This window comes from Paraburkholderia eburnea, from assembly GCF_002917095.1.
In the GTDB taxonomy this organism is placed as follows: domain Bacteria; phylum Pseudomonadota; class Gammaproteobacteria; order Burkholderiales; family Burkholderiaceae; genus Paraburkholderia; species Paraburkholderia eburnea.
In genome coordinates, this window is the sequence record NZ_PQGA01000003.1 from 329,085 (window position 1) to 350,750 (window position 21,666).

The window sequence follows — 21,666 nt, forward strand, 5'->3', positions numbered from 1 at the left end:
CTTGCGTCAGGCTGTCGCAGGGCGCGAGGCGTCATATGCGCTGGCGCGGCGCAACAAAACGAGATATAATGCCTGCTGCGTTGCGCTCCGGTCGCCCTTTGCGATCAGTGCTCCGCCTCGTAGCGTTAAGCTCCAATCCAGTTTAGAACCTGTCCCCCCCTGCCGTGGCCCAGTTATCGGGCCGTCAAGATTCAGGCTGGCGACTGGCCAATCCCGGCTAGAGTCGCACCCAAAACAGCTTCTAACGAAAAATCCGCCCTCTCGTGGTGCGGATTGCCCCCGTTTTTCGATTTGTTCGCAAAATCAGACGACTTGGGTATGCCGATTGGCGCCGACGTTCTATTTCCTGTGTACCAAGGATTTTCATGACTTCGAGCAATACCCAAAGCCCCCTCGACGCGATCGCTAACGACGCCCTCGGTCTCGACGCTGCTGCTGCCGCCGCTTCCACTGAAGCCCCCGCGCAAGCCGCCGACGCACCCGCAGGTCCGACGTTCGAATCGCTCGGTCTGTCGCCGGAGATCATCTCCGCGCTGATCGCGGCGGGCTACAAGGCTCCGACGCCCGTGCAGGAACGCGCCATTCCTGCCGGCATCGCGGGCCGCGATCTGCTGGTCTCCAGCCCGACCGGTTCGGGCAAGACCGCAGCCTTCATGCTGCCGGCGATCGAGCGCTTCGCGCAGATCCAGAAGGCACAAGCCGCACAACCGCGCGAGCCGCGCCCGCAAGGCGAAGGCCAGCAAGGCCGCCAGCGCCGTCCGCAACAGCCGGTCGCCCGTCCTGGCCTGCTCGTCCTCACGCCCACGCGTGAGCTCGCCATGCAGGTGACGACGGCCGCCGCGACCTACGGCAAGCATCTGCGCCGTCTGCGCACCGTCAGCATTCTGGGCGGCGTGGCCTACGGCCAGCAGCTCATGCTGCTCGCGAAGAACCCCGAGATTCTCGTGGCGACGCCGGGCCGTCTGCTCGACCACCTCGAACGCGGCCGTATCGACCTGTCCGAACTCAAGATGCTCGTGCTCGACGAAGCCGACCGCATGCTGGACATGGGCTTCATCGACGACATCGACACGATCGTCGCCGCTACGCCGGAAACGCGTCAGACGATGCTGTTCTCGGCCACGCTCGACGGCAAGATCGCGTCGGTCACCGGCCGCCTGCTGAAGGATCCGGAGCGTATCGAGATCGTCCGCAAGGTCGAAGCCGCCTCGAACATCGCCCAGACCGTGCATTACGTGGACGACCGCGATCACAAGGATCGTCTGCTCGACCATCTGCTGCGCGACGAGAGCCTCGACCAGGCTGTCGTGTTCACGGCAACCAAGATGGACGCCGACCAGCTGGCCGGCAAGCTTGCCGACGCAGGCTTCGAAACCGCCGCCCTGCACGGCGATCTGCCGCAAGGCGCGCGTAACCGCACGATCCGCGCACTGCGCGAGCGCCGTGTGCGCGTGCTGGTGGCGACCGACGTGGCAGCACGCGGTATCGACATCCCGGGCATCACGCACGTGTTCAACTACGACCTGCCGAAGTTCGCGGAAGACTACGTCCACCGTATCGGCCGTACGGGCCGTGCAGGCCGTTCGGGCACGGCCGTGAGCCTCGTGCATCACGCCGAGCAAGGCGCGCTCAAGCGCATCGAGCGCTTCGTGCGTGCTCCGCTGCCGGTCAACGTCGTCGCAGGTTTCGAGCCGCGCAAGTCGCCGCCCGCAAACCGTGGCTTTGGTGGCGGCCGTGGCCGTCCGGGCGGCGGCAACGGTGGCGGCCGTCGCTTCGGCAGCGGCAGCGGCAAGCCGGGTGGCTACGGCAACAACCGTGGCGGCAACGGCGGCGAGCGCAGCTTCGGCAACGGTGGCAACGGTGGCAATAGCGGCGAACGCAGCTTCGGCGACCGTAACAACAACGGCGGCGATCGCAACGGCAACAGCTGGGGCAACCGCACGGAAAACTCGCGCGGCGGCTACGGCCAGCGTGAAGGCGGCTACGGCGCCTCGCGCCGCGAAGGCAGCGGCGGCGATCGTGGCGGCTACAGCCAGCCGCGCGGCGAAGGCTTCGGCGGTCGCCCGCGTGAAGGCTTCAGCGGCGCACGTCGCAACGACGGCCCGCGTGGCGCACGTCGCGACAGCTAAGCGCTAGCTAACGTCGCTCGATGTTGCGGGCGGAATGAAGATTCCGCCTGTCTCACACAAGTCACGATCGGCAAATAGAAAGACCGGTGCCCAGGCGCCGGTCTTTTTTTGTTTGCGCGCATCGTTTCACGATACGAAAAAATTTTTTGCGTGGTAAAAAATCGTGCTGCGTGGCACAACGCGCCCCATTGCAGGATGAAAAACAGCGTTTCTTATCGCAAAACGCATCTTGTAAGCGCCTGATTTTAATGAAATAAAAAGCCAGAAATTTACCCGTTCCCGCCCTGTCGCGGCGCAATCGATCCGCCTAGACTCTTATATAAGAGTTCGCGAAACGAAAACGCTCCGTCACCTGACTAGCAGCAGGCTTCGCGAAATTCGTCCGCTCAGCAGTTCCGATCAGTGGTCCCTATATCAGGTAGACAGAAGGAGCTCACCATGTCGACTCGTCAAGAGCAAGTCCAGCAGCTTCAGCAGCAATGGGAAACGGATCCGCGCTGGAAGGGCATCAAGCGCAACTACACGGCCGAAGACGTGGTGCGTCTGCGCGGCTCGATCCAGCCCGAGCACACGCTCGCGAAAAACGGCGCGCAAAAGCTCTGGCATGGCGTGAACAACGAACCCTTCATCAACGCGCTGGGCGCCCTCACCGGCAACCAGGCGATGCAGCAGGTGAAGGCGGGCCTGAAGGCGATCTATCTGTCGGGCTGGCAGGTCGCGGGCGACGCCAACCTCGCGGGCGAAATGTACCCCGACCAGTCGCTCTACCCGGCCAACTCGGTGCCGCAGGTCGTCAAGCGCATCAACAACACGCTCACGCGCGCCGACCAGATCCAGTGGTCGGAAGGCAAGAACCCGGGCGACGAGGGCTACACCGACTTCTTCCAGCCGATCGTGGCCGACGCGGAAGCGGGCTTCGGCGGCGTGCTCAACGCGTTCGAACTGATGAAGGCGATGATCGAAGCGGGCGCGGCGGGCGTGCACTTCGAGGACCAGCTCGCTTCGGTGAAGAAGTGCGGCCACATGGGCGGCAAGGTGCTCGTGCCGACGCGCGAAAACGTCGCCAAGCTGACGGCCGCGCGCCTAGCCGCCGATGTCTGCGGCGTGCCGACCGTGCTGCTCGCGCGCACCGACGCCGAAGCCGCCGACCTCGTCACCTCCGACATCGACGACAACGACAAGCCGTTCCTGACCGGCGAGCGCACCGTGGAAGGCTTCTTTCGCACGCGCAACGGCCTTGAGCAGTCGATCTCGCGCGGCCTCGCCTACGCGCCGTACGCCGACATGATCTGGTGCGAAACGGGCAAGCCGGATCTGGCGTTCGCGAAGCAGTTCGCGGAAGCGATTCACAAGGAATTCCCGGGCAAGCTGCTGTCCTACAACTGCTCGCCGTCGTTCAACTGGAAGAAGAATCTCGACGACGCGACGATCGCCCGGTTCCAGCGCGAGCTGGGCGCGATGGGCTACAAGTTCCAGTTCATCACGCTGGCGGGCTTCCACTCGCTGAACTACTCGATGTTCAACCTCGCGCACGGCTATGCGCGTCAGAACATGAGCGCGTTCGTCGAATTGCAGCAGGCCGAGTTCGCCGCCGCCGAGAAGGGCTTCACCGCCGTGAAGCATCAGCGCGAAGTGGGCACCGGCTACTTCGACGCCGTGACGCAGACGGTCGAGCGCAACGCGTCGACCACGGCGCTGCACGGCTCGACGGAAGACGAGCAGTTCTTCGAGCAGAAGGATCAGCGGGATCAGAAGGTCGCTTAATGGTGTCGAGGGTGTCGCGGGTGTAGAGGCGCAATGGCGGTAAGGCAGTACGACTGTGGCGGCGGCCGGCGTGCGAGTCCTTGGCGGGACGCGCCGGTTGCCGCCGCCGTCACCCGCGCCCACCACGTCGAGCACGGCATCAGCGATAGACGATCACCGGAATCTTCGTATGCGTGAGCACGCGCTGGGTCTCGCTGCCGATCAGCAGGCTGCCCAGACCGCGGCGCCCGTGCGAGGCCATGAAGATGACGTCGCAACCACAGTTTTCGGCGGCTTCGATGATGCCCAGGTACGGCGCGGGATGGACGCTCGTGCAACTGGCGCAGCTCACGCCGACACGGCGCGCGGCCTTTTCCACCTCGTCCAGATGCGCGCGCGCCTCTCGCTCACTGCGCGTCTGGAAATCGCCGGGCAGTTCGATCACGACATCGGCGTAAGGCGAATACGGATATTGCGGCAGGCACGCGTAGGCGGTCATGCGGGCGCCCACCGTGCGCGCCAGGTCGATCGCGCCGTCGATGGCCTTTTGCGACAGATCCGAGCCGTCGGTCGGAACGAGGATGTGCTTGAACATGGCGCTCTCCGTGTTCGTCTGGGCTGCGGGCCTGCTTGACGCGATTTTTCTCGCGATCCTGATTCCGATTGTAGTGCGCGAAGTCGTGCACGAAAAAGCGCCGCAAGACGCGCTTACGGGCTTCTCCGCATAGTGAAAACGCGCAATGCAGACCGCGCATTCATTCCTGGCCCCAGTAACCCGGTTGACCGTAGGTATGTTTGAGATAGTCGAGGAAGAGGCGCACGCGCAGCGGCAGATGGCGGCGCTGCGGAAACACGGCATGGATGCCGATAGGCGGCGCGGCGTAGGCGTCGAGCACGCTCGCGAGCCGGCCCGCCGCAATATCGTCGCCGACTTCCCACCACGAACGCCATGCGAGACCATGGCCTTCCAGACACCATTCGTGCAGCACCGCGCCGTCCGAGCACTCCATCGTGCCGGAAACGCGGATCTGCACCACCTTGCCGTCCTCCTGGAACGTCCAGCCGCGCTGCTGGTTCAGGCTCGCCCCGAATGCGAGGCAATTGTGGCGCGCGAGATCCGCCGGCGTATCGGGCGCGCCGCGCCGCGACAGGTAAGCGGGCGATGCCACCACCACGCGCCGGTTCTCGCCGAGCTTGAGCGACACCAGCGACGAATCGGGCAATTCGCCCAGCCGCACCGCGCAGTCGAAGCCCTCGTTGACGAGATCGACGAGACGGTCGGACAGATCGAGCGTGATCGTCACGTCCGGATGCGCGGTCGTGAAATCGGGCACGAGCGGCGCGACGTGGCGCCGCCCGAAGCCCGCGGGCGCCGACACGCGCAAGTGCCCGCTCGCCTTCACGCCGCCCGCCGAGACGCTCGCTTCCGCATTCTGCAAGTCATGAATGATGCGCTGGCAGTCCTCCAGGAACGCCGAGCCTTCGAAGGTCAGCGTGAGCCGGCGCGTGGTGCGCACGAGCAGCTTGACGCCCAGGCGCTCCTCCAGCGCGTCGATGCGGCGGCCGATGATCGCGGGCGCAACGCCTTCGGCCAGCGCGGCGGCGGAAAGACTGCCCTTCGCGGCGACGGCGGCAAAGGTTTCTATCTGTTTGAAGCGGTCCATGAGCGCGCCTGTGAGGGAAAGCGTAAGTCCGGCGCACAGATTAGGTAGGTAAAAGTAAAAGATCAAGTGATCATTGCCGACTTTTTCCACCATTGCACTCATGAATACAATGCTCCTCGACCTCTGATGATGGAGTGCAAGGCTATGTCGGCCACAACGACAATCCACAATCCCAAGGCAGTGATCTTCGACGCGTACGGCACGCTTTTCGACGTCCATTCGGTCGTCGCCGCCGCCGAGCAGATGTTCCCCGCTCACGGCGAAGCGCTCTCGCAGCTCTGGCGTCTCAAGCAGATCGAGTACACGCAGCTGCGCACGCTGTCGGACCCGGCGGGCGCGCGCTACAAGCCGTTCTGGGAGATCACGCTCGACGCGCTGCGCTACGCGGCACGCCGTCTGAACCTGCCGCTTACCGGCGCGGGTGAAAAACGCCTGATGGACGAATACGCCTGTCTCTCCGCCTTCCCAGACGTGCTGCCGGTCCTGCGCCGGCTGCGCGAGCCACGTGAAGACGGCACGCGTGCGGGTCTTGCGATCCTCTCGAACGGCAATCCGCAGATGCTCGACATCGCCGTGAAGAGCGCCGGCATGAACGGCCTGTTCGATCACGTGCTGTCGGTCGATGCGGTGCGCGCCTACAAACCGGCGGCCGCGGCCTACGCGCTCGGCACGAGCGCATTCGACGCCGCGCCGCGCGACATCGTCTTCGTGTCGTCGAACGGTTGGGACGCCGCGGGCGCGGGCTGGTTCGGCTACACCACGTTCTGGATCAACCGCCAGCGACTGCCCGCCGAAGAACTCGGCATGGCGCCGCATGGCACCGGCGGCGGCATGGCAGAGCTTGTCGCCTTTCTCGCCGCTTTTCCTGCTTCACTTTCCGATACCGCCGCAACCGCCGAACGAAGCCGCCCCCGCCCCAGCCCGGGCGCATGACGCCATCGTTCAGCCAGCACGGTAATAACAACACTCACGCATTCCAATCTGACCGACCAAGGAGTTAGCAAATGGCAAACACATTGCAACTGCCGCAAGGCATGCAGATCACGGCCGAGATCCAACCCGGCTTCGAACAGATCCTCACGCCCGAGGCGCTTGAACTCGTCGCGAAGCTGCACCGCGCATTCGAGCCGCGTCGGCAGGAACTGCTGAAGGCGCGCGTCGAGCGCACGAAGCGCCTCGATGCGGGCGAGCGTCCTGACTTCCTCGCGGACACGAAGTCGATCCGCGAAGGCGACTGGAAAATCGCCGCGCTGCCGAAGGATCTCGAATGCCGCCGCGTGGAAATCACCGGTCCGGTCGAGCGCAAGATGATCATCAACGCGCTGAATTCGGGTGCGGATTCCTACATGACCGACTTCGAGGATTCGAACGCGCCGAACTGGGACAACCAGATCACCGGCCAGATCAACCTCAAGGACGCGGTGCGCCGCACGATTTCGCTCGAACAGAACGGCAAGTCGTACACGCTCAATGACAAGATCGCCACGCTGATCGTGCGTCCGCGCGGCTGGCACCTCGACGAAAAGCACGTGACGGTCGACGGCCAGCGCGTCTCGGGCGGCATCTTCGACTTCGCGCTCTACCTGTTCCACAACGCGAAGGAACTGATCTCGCGCGGCAGCGGCCCGTACTTCTATCTGCCGAAGATGGAAAGCCACCTCGAAGCGCGCCTGTGGAACGACATCTTCGTCGCGGCCCAGGAAGGCGTGGGCATCCCGCGCGGCACGATTCGCGCGACGGTGCTGGTCGAAACGATCCTCGCCGCGTTCGAGATGGACGAAATCCTCTATGAACTGCGCGAGCACAGCTCGGGCCTGAACGCCGGCCGTTGGGACTACATCTTCTCGGCGATCAAGAAGTTCAAGAAGGACGCGGACTTCTGCCTCGCGGACCGCTCGCAGATCACGATGACGGTGCCGTTCATGCGCGCCTACGCGCTCGAACTGCTCAAGACCTGCCACAAGCGCAATGCGCCGGCGATCGGCGGCATGAGCGCGCTGATCCCGATCAAGAACGACGCGGCGGCCAACGACAAGGCAATGGGCGGCGTGCGCTCGGACAAGGCGCGCGACGCGGGCGACGGCTACGACGGCGGCTGGGTTGCGCACCCGGGCCTCGTGCCCATCGCGATGGAAGAGTTCGTGAAGGTGCTCGGCGACAAGCCGAACCAGATCGGCAAGCAGCGCCCCGACGTCAACGTGACGGGCAAGGATCTGCTCGACTTCCGCCCGGAAGCGCCGATCACCGAAGCCGGCCTGCGCAACAACATCAACGTCGGCATCCACTACCTGGGTTCGTGGCTCGCGGGCAATGGCTGCGTGCCGATCCACAACCTGATGGAAGACGCCGCGACCGCGGAAATCTCGCGCTCGCAGGTGTGGCAGTGGATCCGCTCGCCCAAGGGCAAGCTCGAAGACGGCCGCAAGGTCACAGCGGAGCTCGTGCGCGAGTTGATCGGGCAGGAACTGGACAAGGTGAAGGCGTCGGTGGGCGGCGATACGAAGCCCTACGATCGCGCCGCGCAGATCTTCGAACAGATGTCGACGTCGGAGAATTTCGTCGAATTCCTGACGCTGCCGCTGTACGAAGAGATCTAAGTCTCGCTATCGTACTGATCGCCTGAAACGTCCGGGCGATGAAAGAGGCCCGGCGGATGCAAGTCCGTCGGGCCTTTGTCGTTGCTGCGTCTGCGGATTCGGCGCGCGAGCCGTTCGTAGGCGGATTCTCACGAGGCTGTTCGCGTTGCACCAGACCCGCCTAAAATGATGCCGACAGAATCGCTCAGACCCGCCATGCCCGCCGCCTCGCTCCCCTTGCTGCCCGACCCGTTGCCGCCCGCTGAACTCGCCGATATTCCGCGCGAGTTCGAGCCGACCAGCGAGCATCCGATTCGCGTGCGCTCGCGGCCGATGGCGGCAGGCGTGCGTATCGCGCGCCATACACATGCGTGGGCGCAGCTCGCCTACGCCTCGCGCGGTGTGCTGCGCATGGCCACGCCCGGCACGACCTGGATGGTGCCGCCTTCGCGCGCCATCTGGGTGCCGCCTCACGTGACGCACGAAGTCTCGATCGTCGAAGACGCGTTCTTGCGCACGCTCTATGTCGATGCCTCGGTGATTCCGCCGGGGCTCGACGCATGCCGGGTAGTCGAGGTGTCGGGGCTGCTGCGCGAAGCGATCGCCGCGTTCGACCAGCACGCCATCGGGCCTGCGCGCGAGCGGCTGCTCGGCGCCGTCGCACTCGACGAGATCACGCGCTCCGCGCCCCTGCCGCTCGCCGTGCCGATGCCCGAGGAAAAGCGCCTGCGCTCGCTCTGCGAGGCCTTGATCGCCGATCCGGCCGCGCCCGGTTCGCTCGAACATTGGGCCGCGCAGGTCGGCGCGAGCACGCGCACCATTGCGCGGCTGTTCCGTCAGGAACTGGGCGTGAGCTTTTCACAATGGCGCCAGCAGGCGATCCTCGCGCGTGCGATTCCGCTGCTCAATCAGGGCAAGCCGATGTCGATCGTCGCGCAGGAACTGGGCTATCAAAGCCAGAGCGCGTTTTCTGCGATGTTCCGCCGCGCCTTCGGCGAAAGTCCGCGCGCGTTCATCGCACGCGGCACCGGCGAGCGCGAAGACGATCAGCGGGAAGAAGAGGCGACCAACGACGAGCCGATCGCGGCGCCCCACGACGCCTGAACGACGCGTTGCAGCGAAAGCAGACGCTCAGACCAGCCGCGTCATGTGCCGGATCGAACCGAGCCGCGCCAGCCGTGGCCCCGCCACCCGGTAGCCCATGCGCAGATAGAGCCGCGCCGCCGGGTTATCGACGAATACGCGCAGTTGCAGTTCGCGCAGGCCGCGCTCGCGCGCCCAGCGATGCGAGATGTCGAGCAGAAAGGTCCCTGCCCCGTTGCCGCGATAGCCTTCGGCAATCTGGACATCGCGGATATGCAGCGAATCGTTTTCCTGCGTCACCCGCAGCACGCCGATGGCCTCGCCATCGAGTTCAAGAATGAAATTTTCCGATTCGCGGTAGCTGGCGAGAAAAAGATCACCGCGCCAGATCAGATGATGCCGCTGGTAGTAGCCGCCCATGTTGCGGCGCGTGAGCGCCTCGGCGAACTCGAAGTCGTGCATGGTGGCGTGGCGCAGCTGGAAGCGCGACGGAATGTCGTTCGGTGCGAACATGGCGGGTAAGGCGACTAAGGCGGCTATCGCGAAAATTCGAAATTTCGACAACGCTACGATAACGCGCGGGCGCAGGCAATGGCCGTTTGTCCGTACTGGGCGGAAATATCGCGAGAGGCGGCTGGAGAGCGGCCGGGACAATCCGGCAAGAAAGCCGGCGTGAAACCCAGCGCGAAAGAAATAGAAAAAGCCCGCTGGTTTGACCCAGCGGGCTTCTTATCTGGCGGAGCGGACGGGACTCGAACCCGCGACCCCCGGCGTGACAGGCCGGTATTCTAACCAACTGAACTACCGCTCCAGCTTGCTGCATCACCGGCGGGCGTTGGTTAGACCCGCTGGCGGCGTCGCCTTGACTACTTGTGGCGCCACTTTGAATTTGGCGTCCCCTAGGGGATTCGAACCCCTGTACTCACCGTGAAAGGGTGATGTCCTAGGCCTCTAGACGAAGGGGACAGCACAGGCTTGCGCCTTGAACTACATGCTACCTGAAGTTTTCGCACAACTTGCGCGAAGTTTCCGGCAACTTGATCTGGCGGAGCGGACGGGACTCGAACCCGCGACCCCCGGCGTGACAGGCCGGTATTCTAACCAACTGAACTACCGCTCCAGTACTGCTTGACTACTACACCGGCGGTGTCGGTTAGATCCCCGCTGGCGGCTTCGCCTTGACTCTTTGGCGCCGCATGATTCTGGCGTCCCCTAGGGGATTCGAACCCCTGTACTCACCGTGAAAGGGTGATGTCCTAGGCCTCTAGACGAAGGGGACAGCATAGGCTTACGCCTTTAAACTCTTACAACTAAAAAGCCCACTCACGCTTTCTGAGCGGGCTTCTATCTGGCGGAGCGGACGGGACTCGAACCCGCGACCCCCGGCGTGACAGGCCGGTATTCTAACCAACTGAACTACCGCTCCAGCTTTCGACATAAACAGATGGGCATTGACTTCCTTCCCACCTGCCGCAGCGTCAACCTCGTTGACGACGCCTATGTCTGGCGTCCCCTAGGGGATTCGAACCCCTGTACTCACCGTGAAAGGGTGATGTCCTAGGCCTCTAGACGAAGGGGACATGATCTTTGCAGATAATGCCTTGCTACACTTTACTGCCAAACACGCTGTTTTGTTGGTGGAGGTAAGCGGGATCGAACCGCTGACCTCTTGCATGCCATGCAAGCGCTCTCCCAGCTGAGCTATACCCCCCTGCAAAACAGAAGCGAAATTTTAAACATCAATTTCACTCTTGTCAAGCACTTTCGAATCATTTTTTTACTACGCTTTGAAGTTTTGGCGAAACTTCGTTGCTTGATTCTCGGTACTTGTCGCAAGATCTGCTGCTTTTCTTGCGCTCCGCGTTCAACGGAGACCGAATACTACAGGACTTCTTGCTCCGGCGCTAGTGCCAGAGCAAGAAAACTTCATTTTTTTACGAGGAAGCAGAAATACCCTTCTCGATGCGGCCCACCACCACATCCCGGCCGAACAATTCGAGCACTGCATCGATGGCCGGCGTGTGCGTCGTGCCTGCCACGAAGAGGCGCACCGGCATGGCCAACTGCGGCATCTTGAGCTTGTGCGTGGCCAGTGTCGCCTTGAAGGCGGCCGAGATCGCAGCCTTCTCCCACTGCGCGCCCTTGAGCGCCGCGAGCAGATCGGCCAGCGCCGGGCGCACCGCGTCGGTGACGTGCTGGGCGATGGCATCGGCTTCGGGCTGCGGCTCACGGTAGAACATCGCGGCGCTTTCGGCCACTTCCTTGATCGTGTTGGCGCGATCCTTGAAGAGCGCGACTACGCCGTCGAGCGGCGCGCCCTTGGCGAGCGCGGCGTCGTCCACGCCCAGTTCGGCGAGGAACGGCTTCGTCAGTTCGGCCAGACGCGCGTTGTCGACGCTCTTGAGGTAGTGGTTGTTGAGCCAGTTGAGCTTGCTGTGGTCGTACTGGGCCGGCGACTTGCCGAGGTGATCCAGATCGAACCACTCGACGAACTGCTCGCAGGTGAACACTTCCGCGTCGCCATGCGACCAGCCAAGACGCGCGAGATAGTTCAGCACCGCTTCCGGCAGATAGCCGGCGTCGCGGTAGCCCATCACGCTCATGGCGCCGTGGCGCTTGCTCATCTTCTCGCCCTGCTCGTTGAGCACGGTCGGCAGGTGGGCGTAGACCGGCGGTTCGCCACCCAGCGCGCGCAGGATGTTGATCTGACGCGGCGTGTTGTTCACGTGGTCATCGCCGCGAATCACGTGCGTGATCTTCATGTCGAGGTCGTCCACCACCACGCAGAAGTTGTAGGTGGGCGTGCCGTCCGGACGCGCGATCACGAGATCGTCGAGCTCTTCGTTCGAGATTTCGATACGGCCCTTCACGGCGTCGTCCCAGGCCACCACGCCTGTCAACGGATTGCGGAAGCGCAGGACGGGCTGCACGCCTTCGGGCGGCGTGGGCAGGACCTTGCCCGGCTCCGGGCGCCACGTGCCGTCGTAGCGCGGCTTCTCGCCCGCTTCGCGCTGGCGCTCGCGCAGCGCGTCGAGTTCTTCGGTCGACATGTAACACGGGTACACGAGGCCCTGCTGCTGCATCTGCGCGAGCACTTCGCGGTAACGGTCCATGCGCTGCATCTGGTAGAACGGACCTTCGTCGAAATCGAGGCCGAGCCACGCCATGCCTTCGATGATCGCGTCCACGGCTTCGGAGGTCGAACGCTCGACGTCGGTGTCCTCGATCCGCAGCACGAAGGTGCCCTTGTTGTGGCGCGCGAAGGCCCAGGGATAAAGCGCGGAGCGGATGTTGCCGAGGTGGATGAAGCCGGTCGGGCTCGGCGCGAAACGGGTACGGACGGGAGTCGTGGTCATGGGCGAATACTCGAGGACGGTGCTGTCTCGCGACCGGTTCGCGTATCCCGTGCGTGACGAAGATGGCGGAACCGGCCGGCGGCGGACGGCGTAGGTTCGCGGCGCGGGGCACGCGTATGCGTATCGCGCAGCGCCGAAAGCGAACGAAAAACCGGGAAAATTAGAGACGGGATTATACCCGGCGCACGACGCTTCGGCCGTCCCTGGGCGCGGGGGGCAAAGGCCCGCGCCATTTGCGCCGCATGACGATGTTTCGGGATGAAATTCATCCCACATCAAACGTCACATCGCGTTACACGCACAACGCGTTCGCGCATGGCGCTTTGCCTTATTATGTCGGCGCGCTGGCGCCCACGCCGGCCTGAACCGGCCCGCCGACGCGGGCCACGAGAACAAACGCGGCGCGCCCGCCACACGCTCATGCCTGTTCGCACGCCGCCTGGAGAAATTGCTTGAAGCCCAGCTCGAAGCCCGCCCTGCCGCCCGTCCCGCAATCCGGATCTGAGTCTGTTTCCGGTTCTTCCTCTGCAGCAAGCGCGTCGTTTTCGCTGCGCCGCCGCCACTTTTCGCTCGCGGCCGCGTCCGGCGTCCTTGCGGCCTGCACCAGCGCCGGCACGCAGTCTCCCGACAACAAGCCGCAGGTTGCCCCGCCGCCCGTCGCGCGCACGCAGCGCCCGATCCGCGTGGGCCTCGCACTCGGCGGCGGCGCCGCGCGGGGTTTCGCGCACATCGGCGTGATCAAGGCACTGGAGGCCCGCAACATTCAGGTCGATCTGGTCACGGGCACGAGCGCGGGATCGGTGGTCGCCGCGCTTTACGCGTCGGGCATGAACGGTTTCGCGCTCAACAAGCTCGCGCTGACGATGGACGAAGCGTCCATCAGCGACTGGGCCATGCCGTTTCGCACGCGCGGCATCCTGCAAGGCGTGGCGTTGCAGAACTTCCTCAACACGACGCTGCACGACCGCCCGATCGAGAAGATGAACAAGCCGCTCGGCGTCGTCTCGACCGATCTGCAGACCGGCCAGCCGATCCTGTTCCAGCGCGGCAATACCGGCATCGCCGTGCGCGCGTCTTGCAGCATTCCGTCGATCTTCGAGCCGGTGAAGATAGCCGGTCACGAATACGTCGATGGCGGACTGGTCAGCCCGGTCCCGGCTTCGTTCGCGAAGAAAATGGGCGCCGATTTCGTGATCGCCGTGGATATTTCGTCGCGGCCGGAATCGGCTTCGACGCTCAGCCAGTTCGACGTGCTGATGCAGACCTTCACGATCATGGGCCAGTCGATCAAGACCTATGAACTCGACAAATACGCCGACGTGGTGATCCGCCCAAGCCTCAGCGCCATGTCGAGCAGCGACTTCACGCAGCGCAACGCGGCAATCCTCGCGGGCGAGGAAGCCGGTGCGCGCGCGGCTGCGGAAATCGAACGCAAGCTGGCGGCAGCGCGCGGCGCAGTGGTCTGAGCGACGAATTCACGGCGCACAGACGCAAAAAAGCCTGCTTCGATGAAGCAGGCTTTTTGTTGCCCGGAGCGTTGACACTGACCCGGTAAAACCGCGATCAGTTGCCGCCGGTGGTGTCAAACTGCGCGCTCACGCGCTGCTTGAGGCTTTGCTGCTGATCCGGCGTGAACGAGGTCTCGACACGGCGAGCGCCCGTGAAACGCTTTTCCCAGTAGCCGTCGTCCAGGTCGTCGACGCGGATCGTGCTGCCGGTGGACGGCGAATGCACGAACTTGTTGTCGCCGATATAGATGCCGACGTGCGAGAACGTGCGGCGCATCGTGTTGAAGAACACGAGATCGCCCGGCTTCAGGTTGCTCATGCTCACCTTTTCGCCGACGCGGCTCATTTCCTCAGCACGGCGCGGCAGGTTCATGCCCAGCGTATCCTGGAACACATAGCGCACAAAGCCGCTGCAATCGAGCCCCGAATCCGGCGTATTGCCGCCCCAGCGGTAACGCACGCCGATCATATTCAGGGCGCCAACGACGACATCGCCAGCCTTGCCGGCCATGCCGGAAAGGAATGCGCGTGCGCCGCCCTCGGCCGGTGCGGATTGCGTGCCCGAGGAGGTTGAAGGGGTCGAAGGTGCGTTCTGAACGGCCGCCTGGGCCGAAGGGAGCGATTGCGAATTCGCCTGGCTGGAGGGGGCGAATGAGACATTCTGGTTAAAGCTGCTAGCTTCGTCGGCGAATGCGCCGTTAGCTGCTGCCATCAGTACGCCGATGAACATGCCGGCGACGACGCGCGTGCAAGCCTGGGTCAGGTATCGGTGCTGCATGGGTCGGTAGAAATTGCCCGTAAATCAGGGAGTTAGAAGAAAAGTTTGGACGATACTAGCCAGATAGTATTTGTGTGTCAAAAGTTATAGAAAAATACAATCGCGACGCGCACCTCATTGGTGAATTTCACCAATATTCCCTCTAAAGTTCTCAGGACGTTCAGCGATCGAAGGCCGCTTTCAGCAACTTTCGCGTGTAAGCGTGGGCGGGCTCGTCAAAGATTTTTGTTACGTCTCCAGCTTCGACGATCGCCCCGTTCTGCATCACCGCCACGCGATGCGCCATCGCTCCGATCACCGCCAGATCGTGGCTGATGAACACATACCCGAGGTTGTATTTGCGTTGCAGGTCCGTCAACAATCGCAGGACCTGCTGCTGGATCGACACATCGAGCGCACTGGTCGGCTCATCAAGCACGATCACGCGCGGCTCAAGCACCAGCGTGCGCGCGATGGCGATGCGCTGGCGCTGGCCGCCGGAAAATTCATGCGGATAGCGTTGCAACGCCGTGCGATCGAGGCCCACTTCGCGCAACACGCCGACAATGCGTTTGCGACGCTCGTCGGCGGACAGTTCGGGCCGGTGCAGCGCCAGCCCCTCCCCCACGATGCGCTCGATGGTCTGACGCGGCGAAAGCGAACTGAATGGGTCTTGAAAGACCACCTGCAGATGCGCGCGCAGTCCCATGCGCTCACGACCCTGATAACTCGCGATCGGACGCCCCTGAAACTCGACGCCGCCGCCCGCGGTTCGTTGCAGACCCAACAAGGCCATTGCCAGCGTCGACTTGCCCGACCCCGATTCGCCGACGATGCCCAGCGTCTCACCCTGGCGCACCGACACGCTCGCGTCGTTGACCGCACGAAAGCGCCCGCGCCGCCACCAGCCCTGAAAACCCGGCAGCCGGGTCGCGAAATCGACGCTCACGTCCTTCGCTTCCAGCAGCACCGGCGCGATCGGCAGCACGGGCAGCACGTTGCGCTCGGGGCGGCTTGCGATCAGCCGCTGCGTGTACGGATGCTGCGGCGACGCGAAAATCTGCTCGACCGTCCCCGTTTCGACGAGCCTGCCCTTCTCCATCACCGCCACACGCTGCGCGAAGCGGCGCACGAGATTGAGGTCGTGCGTGATCAGCAGCACGGACATGCCGCGCCGCTGCGCCTCCTCGCGCTGCAGTTCGAGCAGCAGATCGACGATCTGGCCGCGTATCGTCACGTCGAGCGCCGTGGTCGGTTCGTCCGCCAGCAGCAGGCGCGGACGGCACGCCAGTGCCATCGCGATCATCACGCGCTGGCGCTGGCCGCCCGAGAGCTGATGCGGATAGCTGAAGAGGCGCCGGCGCGGCTCGGGAATGCCCGTGCGCTCCAGCAGCCCCACGGCGCGCTCATACGCCGCTTTCTTCGGCACGCCGTCGTGCAGCACGATGGTCTCGGCGATCTGCTCGCCGATCGTGTAGAGCGGATTGAGCGCCGTCATCGGCTCCTGGAAGATCATCGCGATCTCGTTGCCGCGCAGGCCGCGCATCGCGCGTTCGCTTTTCGCGAGCAGATCGTCGCCGTCCAGACGGATCGCGCCGTCGATCCGCGCGTCGCTCAAGAGGCGCAGAATCGCCAGCGCCGTGACGGTCTTGCCGGACCCGGACTCGCCCACCAGCGCCACGCGCTCGCCGCGCCCGATGGTCAGCGCGATATCGTCCACCGCGAGCGTGTCGCCAAAGCGCACGCTCAGGTTCTCGATCGACAGCAGCGGCGTTTCGCTCATCGTGCCGATGGCTTCAGGCAGCGCGCTCATTGATTGCCTCCGGCCTTCATGGCGTCGGAAATGCGCGTATCGAGCGCGTTGCGCAGCGCGTCGCCCATGAAGGTCAGGAGCAGCAGCGTGACCACGAGCACGCCGAACGTCGACATCGAAATCCACCACGCGTCCAGATTGCCCTTGCCCTGCGCGAGCAACTCACCGAGGCTCGGCGTGGGCGGCGGCACGCCCAGACCCAGAAAGTCGAGGCTCGTGAGCGCGAGAATCGATCCGCTCATGCGAAACGGCAGGAACGTGATAACGGGCGTCAGGCTGTTGGGCAGGACGTGGCGCCAGATGATCTGCCAGTTCGACAATCCCATTGCGCGCGCGGCGATCACATAGTCCTGATTGCGGTTGCGCAGGAACTCCGCGCGCACGTAGTCCGACAGCCCAATCCAGCCGAACAGCGACAGCAGCACGATCAGCAGGATGAAGCCCGGCTCGAAGATCGACGCGAAGATGATGAGCAGATAAAGCTCGGGCAGCGCGCTCCAGATTTCGATCAGGCGCTGCCCGACGATGTCGATACGCCCGCCGAAGTAGCCCTGAAACGCGCCCGCCAGCACGCCCAGCAAGGTGCCGATGGCCGTGAGCACCAGCCCGAACTCCACCGAGACCTTGAAGCCATACAGCAGCCGCGCGAACAGGTCGCGCCCGCTCGCGTCGGTGCCGAGCCAGTTCTGGCGCGACGGCGGCGCGGGGTTCGGCACCTTCGAAAAATAGTTGAGCGTGTCGTAGTAGTACGGATTCGGCGGATAGAGCGCGAAGTTGCCGGGCGTGTCGAAGCGATGGCGGATATACGGATCGAGATAATCGGCGGGTGTCGGGAAGTCGCCGCCGAAGGCCGTCTCCGGATAGTCCTTGAAAAGCGGGAAATACAGATGCCCCTCGTAACGCACGACGATCGGCTTGTCGTTGCACCAGAGCGGGCCGGCCAGGCTCGCCGCGAACGCGACGATAAAGACGATCAGGCTCCAGTAGCCCAGGCGCTGCTGCTTGAAGCGCAGCCAGACGCGGCGCGCGGGCGTGGGCGACTTGAAGGCGCGCACGCTCTCGGTGCGCGGCTCGGGTTCGGCGCCGGTGCGGACTCGGTTCAACTCAGCGCTCCAGTTGTTCGAATTGGATGCGGGGATCGACCCACACGTAGCAAAGATCGGAAATCAGCTTGGTCAACAGGCCGATCAGCGTGAAGAGATACAGCGTGCCAAGCACGACCGGGTAGTCGCGCCGCACCACCGACTCGTAGGACAGCAGGCCCAGACCGTCGAGCGAGAACAGCGTCTCGATCAGCAGGCTGCCCGTGAAAAACGCGCCGATAAACGCCGCCGGAAAGCCCACCACGAGCGGCAGCAAGGCATTGCGGAACACGTGCTTCCAGAGCACGGTGCGCTCGGACAAACCCTTCGCGCGCGCGGTCAGCACGTACTGGCGGCGGATTTCTTCGAGGAAGGCGTTCTTGGTGAGCATCGTCGTCACCGCGAAGCTGCCGACCACCGACGCCGTCACGGGCAGCGTGATGTGCCAGAGATAATCGACGATCTTGCCGCCGAGCGAGAGCGTGTCCCAGTCGTCGGACGTGAGATTGCGCAGCGGAAACAGTTGCAGGAAACTGCCGCCGCCGAACAGCACGAGCAACAGCACGCCCAGCACGAAACCCGGAATCGCATAGCCGACCAGCACGACGAGACTCGTGACGAGATCGAAGCGCGAGCCGTTGCGCACCGCCTTGGCGATGCCCAACGGCACCGATATCAGATAGGTCAAAAAGAAGGTCCACAGGCCGATGCTGATCGACACCGGCAGCTTCGAGATCACCAGCGACCACACGCTCTGGTGATGAAAATAGCTCTGCCCGAGATCGAAACGCGCGAAGCGGCCAAGCATCATGAAATAACGCTGCAGCGGCGGCTTGTCGAAGCCATAGAGTTGCTTGAGTTGGGCGATCTGCTGCGCGTCGACGCCCGAATGCGCGCGCATACCGAACGGCATGCCCTGCTCCGCGCCGCGCCGCAGGTCGCGCACGGCCTGCTCGACGGGGCCGCCCGGCACGAACTGGATCACGGCGAAGGTCAGCGTGAGCACGCCGAGCAGCGTCGGGATCATCAGCAGCAGGCGTTTGACGATGTAGCTCCACATGATGGACGTGTTCCGTCGAAGAAGGTCAATGCGGCTGCGGTTGTGACTGCGACTGCGATGGCTGCGGCTTGAGCCACCACGTCGAGATGATCCAGTCGATCGCGCCATAGTACAGCGGCAGGGTCGCCGGATACGCGAGCGTGTTTTTATAGGCCACGCGATGTGTCGCGCTGTACCACTGCGGCACCACATAGTAGCCGTGCAGCAGCACCCGGTCGAGCGCATGGGTGGCGTCGAGCAATTGCTCGCGCGTCTGCGCCTGCATCAGCGCCTTGATGATCGCATCGACCGCGGGCGACTTCAGGCCGATCAGATTGCCCGAGCCGGACTCGGCCGCCGCCTTGCTGCCGAAGCGGTCAAGCTCCTCCGCGCCCGGCACCTGCACGTCGGGAAACTTGATCGTGGTGAGATCGAAGTCGAAGTCGTCCAGGCGCTTCTGATACAGCGCGAAATCCACCGAACGATAATTCACGCCGATGCCCAGCCGCGCGAGCGCCTGGGTGTATTGCGCCATGATCGGCGCCCACTGCGCGGACGCCGCGGTGTCGTCGAGCACTTCGATCACGAAGGGATCACCTTTGGCGTTGCGCAGCGCGCCGTCGCGATAGGTCCAGCCGGCATCGGCGAGCAGCGCGCGCGCCTTGAGCAGATTCGCACGCAGCGAATGGGGCGGATTCGTGTCCGGTTGCGCGGGTGGCGGCCCGAACACCGCCGGATCCAGTTGCTTGCGCAACGGTTCGAGCAAGGCCATTTCGCCCGGCGAAGGCGGCCCTTTGGCCTGCAGATCGGTATTGACGAACCAGCTGTCGATGCGCCGATACTGGCTATAGAACAGCATGCGGTTGAGCCACTGGAAGTCGAGCGCGAGATCGAGCGCCTGCCGCACGCGCACGTCCTGGAACAGCGGCTTGCGCACGTTGATGACATAGCCCTGCATGCCGGTGCCGTTGTGCTGCGGGAATTCGCGTTTCACGAGTTCGCCGCTGTCGAACTTCTTGCCGATGTCGCGGCGCACCCAGTTGCGCGCGACGTACTCGACCAGCGCATCGTATTCGCCGGCCTTGAACGCTTCGAGCCGCGCGACGTCGTCCGAGTAGAGCTTGTAGACGATGCGGTCGAAATTGTTCTGGCCCACGCGCACGGGCAGATCACGGCCCCAGTAGTGCTCATCGCGCTTATACGTGATCGTGCGGCCATTCGAGTAGCGCTCGATCACGTAAGGACCGCTGCCGATCGGCTCCTCGAAGGCGAGCTGGTCGAACGCGATACGGCTGCCGTCGGCACGCAAGCCCCACTTGTGCGAGAACACCGGCATGCCGCCCGCGATCAGCGGCAGTTCGCGATTGTTGTTGCGAAACTCGAAGCGGATCGTGGCCGCATCGACCACCACGGCCTGCACGATATCGCTGTAGTAGGCCTGCATCGACGGCGCGGCCTGACGGCTCTTGAGCGTATCGAGCGAGAACTTCACGTCGGCGGCGGTAACCGGGTCGCCGTTCGAAAATCGCGCGCGCGGATTCAGATGAAACGTCACCGACAGGCGATCGGGCCCGACGTTGATATCGTCGGCGAGCAGGCCATAGGCCGAGGCCACCTCGTCCATGCTGCCCGTCGTCAGGCTTTCGAACAGCATGCCGATACCCGGCGCGACGTTGCCCCGCAGTGTGAACGGGTTGAACTTGTCGAAGCTGGTCGAGCGGTCCGGATTCGCGAGCACCAGCGTGCCGCCCTGGGGCGCAGCCGGGTTCACGTAGTCGAAGTGCTTGAAGTCCGCGGGGTATTTCGGCTCGCCGTACTGCGCGATCGCGTAGACCGCGTGCGCGGCGGGCATCGTGATCCACGTCAGCGCAAAGGCGGCGGTGACGGCCGCGAAGGCTCGCTCAATCCGTCGTGTGCGTCCTGCGCGCCGCCACGCTGTACTGCCTCGCGTTCCTGTCGTCATAGATCGGGGTGTCCGCCGGGGGTGTCCGGAGTGCCAGGTCAAGTGTGGGAGAATTCTACCCAAACCGCGCGACGGCACACACCGGCACGTTGCATCGGCTGCACCGAACCTGTTCAGGAGATTCCATGGGCTTCCTCGCTGGCAAACGCATTCTCCTGACCGGTCTGCTGTCGAACCGGTCGATCGCTTATGGCATCGCGCAGGCCTGCAGACGCGAAGGCGCGGAACTCGCCTTCACCTATGTCGGCGAGCGCTTCAAGGAGCGCATCACCGAATTCGCCCAGGAGTTCGGCAGCGATCTCGTGTTTGCCTGCGATGTGGCCGACGACGCGCAGATCGACGCCCTCTTCGCCGATCTCAAACAGCACTGGGACACGCTCGACGGTCTGGTGCATTCGATCGGCTTCGCGCCGCGCGAGGCGATCGCCGGCGACTTTCTCGACGGCATGACGCGCGAGAATTTCCGCATTGCGCACGATATCTCGGCTTATAGCTTCCCGGCGCTTGCCAAAGCCGCGCAGCCGATGCTGGCCGACAACGCGGCGCTGCTCACCCTCACCTATCTCGGTGCCGAGCGCGCGATTCCGAACTACAACACGATGGGGCTTGCCAAGGCGTCGCTCGAAGCAAGCGTGCGCTATCTCGCGGTTTCGCTGGGCGCCAGGGGCGTGCGCGTGAACGGCATTTCGGCTGGCCCGATCAAGACGCTTGCGGCGAGCGGCATCAAGAGCTTCGGCAAGATTCTCGATTTCGTCGAACACAATGCGCCGTTGCAGCGCAATGTCACGATCGAACAGGTCGGCAATACGGCAGCGTTCCTGCTTTCGGATCTGGCGGGCGGCGTAACGGCTGAAATCGTGCACGTCGATGCAGGCTTCAATGCCGTCGTCGGTGGCATGGCGCATCTGGGCGAGTAGGACGCTCCGCGATTCGCGTCTTGCCGCATCGACTTT

The 21,666-nt window shown here is 63.9% G+C and carries 17 protein-coding genes and 7 tRNA genes; 8 read left to right on the forward strand and 16 right to left on the reverse strand.

Going from position 1 to position 21,666, the window contains the following annotated elements; translation table 11 throughout:
• The first annotated feature begins 365 nt into the window (after nt 1-365).
• A complete protein-coding gene (locus B0G62_RS09450) occupies nt 366-2,129 on the forward strand; it encodes a DEAD/DEAH box helicase (protein ID WP_103703927.1) in 1,764 nt (587 codons plus the stop codon).
• Nucleotides 2,130-2,567: 438 nt separating this feature from the next.
• Nucleotides 2,568-3,893 (forward strand): isocitrate lyase, encoded by a 1,326-nt coding sequence (gene aceA, locus B0G62_RS09455; RefSeq protein ID WP_103703928.1) that lies wholly within the window; start codon nt 2,568-2,570, stop codon nt 3,891-3,893.
• Between the two features lie 139 nt (nt 3,894-4,032).
• On the opposite strand, the gene B0G62_RS09460 is transcribed toward aceA, so the two are convergent.
• Entirely contained in the window at nt 4,033-4,467 is a 435-nt protein-coding gene (locus B0G62_RS09460) for a universal stress protein (protein ID WP_103703929.1), read from the reverse strand.
• On the opposite strand from B0G62_RS09460, the gene B0G62_RS32465 reads away from it, so the two are divergent.
• Complete coding sequence (locus B0G62_RS32465; protein WP_279629745.1) at nt 4,466-4,600, forward strand: hypothetical protein; 135 nt, start codon at nt 4,466-4,468, stop codon at nt 4,598-4,600. The genes B0G62_RS09460 and B0G62_RS32465 overlap by 2 nt on opposite strands.
• Nucleotides 4,601-4,627: 27 nt before the next feature.
• Here the strand turns inward: B0G62_RS32465 and B0G62_RS09465 are convergent, their stop codons facing one another.
• Entirely contained in the window at nt 4,628-5,536 is a 909-nt protein-coding gene (locus B0G62_RS09465; protein ID WP_103703930.1) for a LysR family transcriptional regulator, read from the reverse strand.
• A gap of 144 nt (nt 5,537-5,680) precedes the next feature.
• Between B0G62_RS09465 and B0G62_RS09470 the strand changes: the two genes are divergently transcribed.
• The 3 genes from B0G62_RS09470 to B0G62_RS09480 all read left to right on the forward strand — a co-directional run bounded on the left by B0G62_RS09470 (nt 5,681) and on the right by B0G62_RS09480 (nt 9,216).
• A complete protein-coding gene (locus tag B0G62_RS09470) occupies nt 5,681-6,469 on the forward strand; it encodes a haloacid dehalogenase type II (RefSeq protein WP_103703931.1) in 789 nt (262 codons plus the stop codon).
• Nucleotides 6,470-6,540: 71 nt separating this feature from the next.
• Nucleotides 6,541-8,133 (forward strand): malate synthase A, encoded by a 1,593-nt coding sequence (gene aceB, locus B0G62_RS09475; protein ID WP_103703932.1) that lies wholly within the window; start codon nt 6,541-6,543, stop codon nt 8,131-8,133.
• A 195-nt stretch (nt 8,134-8,328) separates the two neighbouring features.
• Nucleotides 8,329-9,216 carry an AraC family transcriptional regulator gene (locus B0G62_RS09480; protein WP_103703933.1) on the forward strand — a complete coding sequence of 296 codons (888 nt, stop codon included), beginning with the start codon at nt 8,329-8,331 and terminating at the stop codon, nt 9,214-9,216.
• Nucleotides 9,217-9,243: 27 nt separating this feature from the next.
• On the opposite strand, the gene B0G62_RS09485 is transcribed toward B0G62_RS09480, so the two are convergent.
• The 9 genes from B0G62_RS09485 to gltX all read right to left on the reverse strand — a co-directional run bounded on the left by B0G62_RS09485 (nt 9,244) and on the right by gltX (nt 12,551).
• On the reverse strand, nt 9,244-9,708 hold the full coding sequence (locus tag B0G62_RS09485; RefSeq protein WP_103703934.1) for a GNAT family N-acetyltransferase: 465 nt from the start codon (nt 9,706-9,708) through the stop codon (nt 9,244-9,246).
• A gap of 221 nt (nt 9,709-9,929) precedes the next feature.
• Nucleotides 9,930-10,006 (reverse strand) — tRNA-Asp (locus B0G62_RS09490).
• A 79-nt stretch (nt 10,007-10,085) separates the two neighbouring features.
• A tRNA-Glu gene (locus tag B0G62_RS09495) sits at nt 10,086-10,161 on the reverse strand.
• A gap of 77 nt (nt 10,162-10,238) precedes the next feature.
• A tRNA-Asp gene (locus B0G62_RS09500) sits at nt 10,239-10,315 on the reverse strand.
• 83 nt (nt 10,316-10,398) lie between these two features.
• Nucleotides 10,399-10,474: transfer RNA gene (locus B0G62_RS09505), tRNA-Glu, on the reverse strand.
• A gap of 70 nt (nt 10,475-10,544) precedes the next feature.
• Nucleotides 10,545-10,621: transfer RNA gene (locus tag B0G62_RS09510), tRNA-Asp, on the reverse strand.
• Nucleotides 10,622-10,699: 78 nt separating this feature from the next.
• Nucleotides 10,700-10,775 (reverse strand) — tRNA-Glu (locus tag B0G62_RS09515).
• Between the two features lie 55 nt (nt 10,776-10,830).
• Nucleotides 10,831-10,906, reverse strand: a tRNA-Ala gene (locus tag B0G62_RS09520).
• A 223-nt stretch (nt 10,907-11,129) separates the two neighbouring features.
• Nucleotides 11,130-12,551, reverse strand: a complete 1,422-nt coding sequence (gltX, locus tag B0G62_RS09525) for a glutamate--tRNA ligase (protein ID WP_103703935.1) — start codon at nt 12,549-12,551, stop codon at nt 11,130-11,132.
• A 548-nt stretch (nt 12,552-13,099) separates the two neighbouring features.
• Here gltX and B0G62_RS09530 point away from each other — a divergent pair.
• Nucleotides 13,100-14,017: a patatin-like phospholipase family protein gene (locus tag B0G62_RS09530; protein ID WP_103704112.1), complete on the forward strand. Its 918-nt coding sequence runs from the start codon at nt 13,100-13,102 to the stop codon at nt 14,015-14,017.
• Nucleotides 14,018-14,114: 97 nt separating this feature from the next.
• Here the strand turns inward: B0G62_RS09530 and B0G62_RS09535 are convergent, their stop codons facing one another.
• From B0G62_RS09535 to B0G62_RS09555, 5 genes are all read right to left on the reverse strand, one after another.
• The gene (locus B0G62_RS09535) at nt 14,115-14,837 is read right to left on the reverse strand and encodes a C40 family peptidase (protein ID WP_103703936.1); all 723 of its coding nucleotides are present in this window, start codon (nt 14,835-14,837) and stop codon (nt 14,115-14,117) included.
• Between the two features lie 160 nt (nt 14,838-14,997).
• A complete protein-coding gene (locus B0G62_RS09540) occupies nt 14,998-16,629 on the reverse strand; it encodes an ABC transporter ATP-binding protein (RefSeq protein WP_103703937.1) in 1,632 nt (543 codons plus the stop codon).
• A complete protein-coding gene (locus tag B0G62_RS09545; protein WP_103703938.1) occupies nt 16,626-17,732 on the reverse strand; it encodes an ABC transporter permease in 1,107 nt (368 codons plus the stop codon). The genes B0G62_RS09540 and B0G62_RS09545 overlap by 4 nt, the downstream gene beginning before the upstream one ends.
• 1 nt (nt 17,733) lies before the next feature.
• On the reverse strand, nt 17,734-18,771 hold the full coding sequence (locus tag B0G62_RS09550) for a microcin C ABC transporter permease YejB (protein WP_103703939.1): 1,038 nt from the start codon (nt 18,769-18,771) through the stop codon (nt 17,734-17,736).
• Nucleotides 18,772-18,796: 25 nt separating this feature from the next.
• A complete protein-coding gene (locus tag B0G62_RS09555; protein ID WP_103703940.1) occupies nt 18,797-20,713 on the reverse strand; it encodes an extracellular solute-binding protein in 1,917 nt (638 codons plus the stop codon).
• Nucleotides 20,714-20,838: 125 nt separating this feature from the next.
• On the opposite strand from B0G62_RS09555, the gene fabI reads away from it, so the two are divergent.
• Nucleotides 20,839-21,630: an enoyl-ACP reductase FabI gene (fabI, locus tag B0G62_RS09560; protein ID WP_103703941.1), complete on the forward strand. Its 792-nt coding sequence runs from the start codon at nt 20,839-20,841 to the stop codon at nt 21,628-21,630.
• The last annotated feature ends 36 nt before the right edge of the window (nt 21,631-21,666 follow it).

Bases quoted from the DNA above. Each gene is read 5' to 3' on its own strand.
- aceA (WP_103703928.1), top strand. From the start codon at position 2,568: ATGTCGACTCGTCAAGAGCAAGTCCAGCAGCTTCAGCAGCAATGGGAA.
- B0G62_RS09485 (WP_103703934.1), bottom strand. From the start codon at position 9,708: ATGTTCGCACCGAACGACATTCCGTCGCGCTTCCAGCTGCGCCACGCC.
- aceB (WP_103703932.1), top strand. From the start codon at position 6,541: ATGGCAAACACATTGCAACTGCCGCAAGGCATGCAGATCACGGCCGAG.
- gltX (WP_103703935.1), bottom strand. From the start codon at position 12,551: ATGACCACGACTCCCGTCCGTACCCGTTTCGCGCCGAGCCCGACCGGC.
- fabI (WP_103703941.1), top strand. From the start codon at position 20,839: ATGGGCTTCCTCGCTGGCAAACGCATTCTCCTGACCGGTCTGCTGTCG.
- B0G62_RS09555 (WP_103703940.1), bottom strand. From the start codon at position 20,713: ATGACGACAGGAACGCGAGGCAGTACAGCGTGGCGGCGCGCAGGACGC.
- B0G62_RS09480 (WP_103703933.1), top strand. From the start codon at position 8,329: ATGCCCGCCGCCTCGCTCCCCTTGCTGCCCGACCCGTTGCCGCCCGCT.
- B0G62_RS09550 (WP_103703939.1), bottom strand. From the start codon at position 18,771: ATGTGGAGCTACATCGTCAAACGCCTGCTGCTGATGATCCCGACGCTG.
- B0G62_RS09470 (WP_103703931.1), top strand. From the start codon at position 5,681: ATGTCGGCCACAACGACAATCCACAATCCCAAGGCAGTGATCTTCGAC.
- B0G62_RS32465 (WP_279629745.1), top strand. From the start codon at position 4,466: ATGGCGCTCTCCGTGTTCGTCTGGGCTGCGGGCCTGCTTGACGCGATT.
- B0G62_RS09535 (WP_103703936.1), bottom strand. From the start codon at position 14,837: ATGCAGCACCGATACCTGACCCAGGCTTGCACGCGCGTCGTCGCCGGC.
- B0G62_RS09460 (WP_103703929.1), bottom strand. From the start codon at position 4,467: ATGTTCAAGCACATCCTCGTTCCGACCGACGGCTCGGATCTGTCGCAA.
- B0G62_RS09540 (WP_103703937.1), bottom strand. From the start codon at position 16,629: ATGAGCGCGCTGCCTGAAGCCATCGGCACGATGAGCGAAACGCCGCTG.
- B0G62_RS09450 (WP_103703927.1), top strand. From the start codon at position 366: ATGACTTCGAGCAATACCCAAAGCCCCCTCGACGCGATCGCTAACGAC.
- B0G62_RS09465 (WP_103703930.1), bottom strand. From the start codon at position 5,536: ATGGACCGCTTCAAACAGATAGAAACCTTTGCCGCCGTCGCCGCGAAG.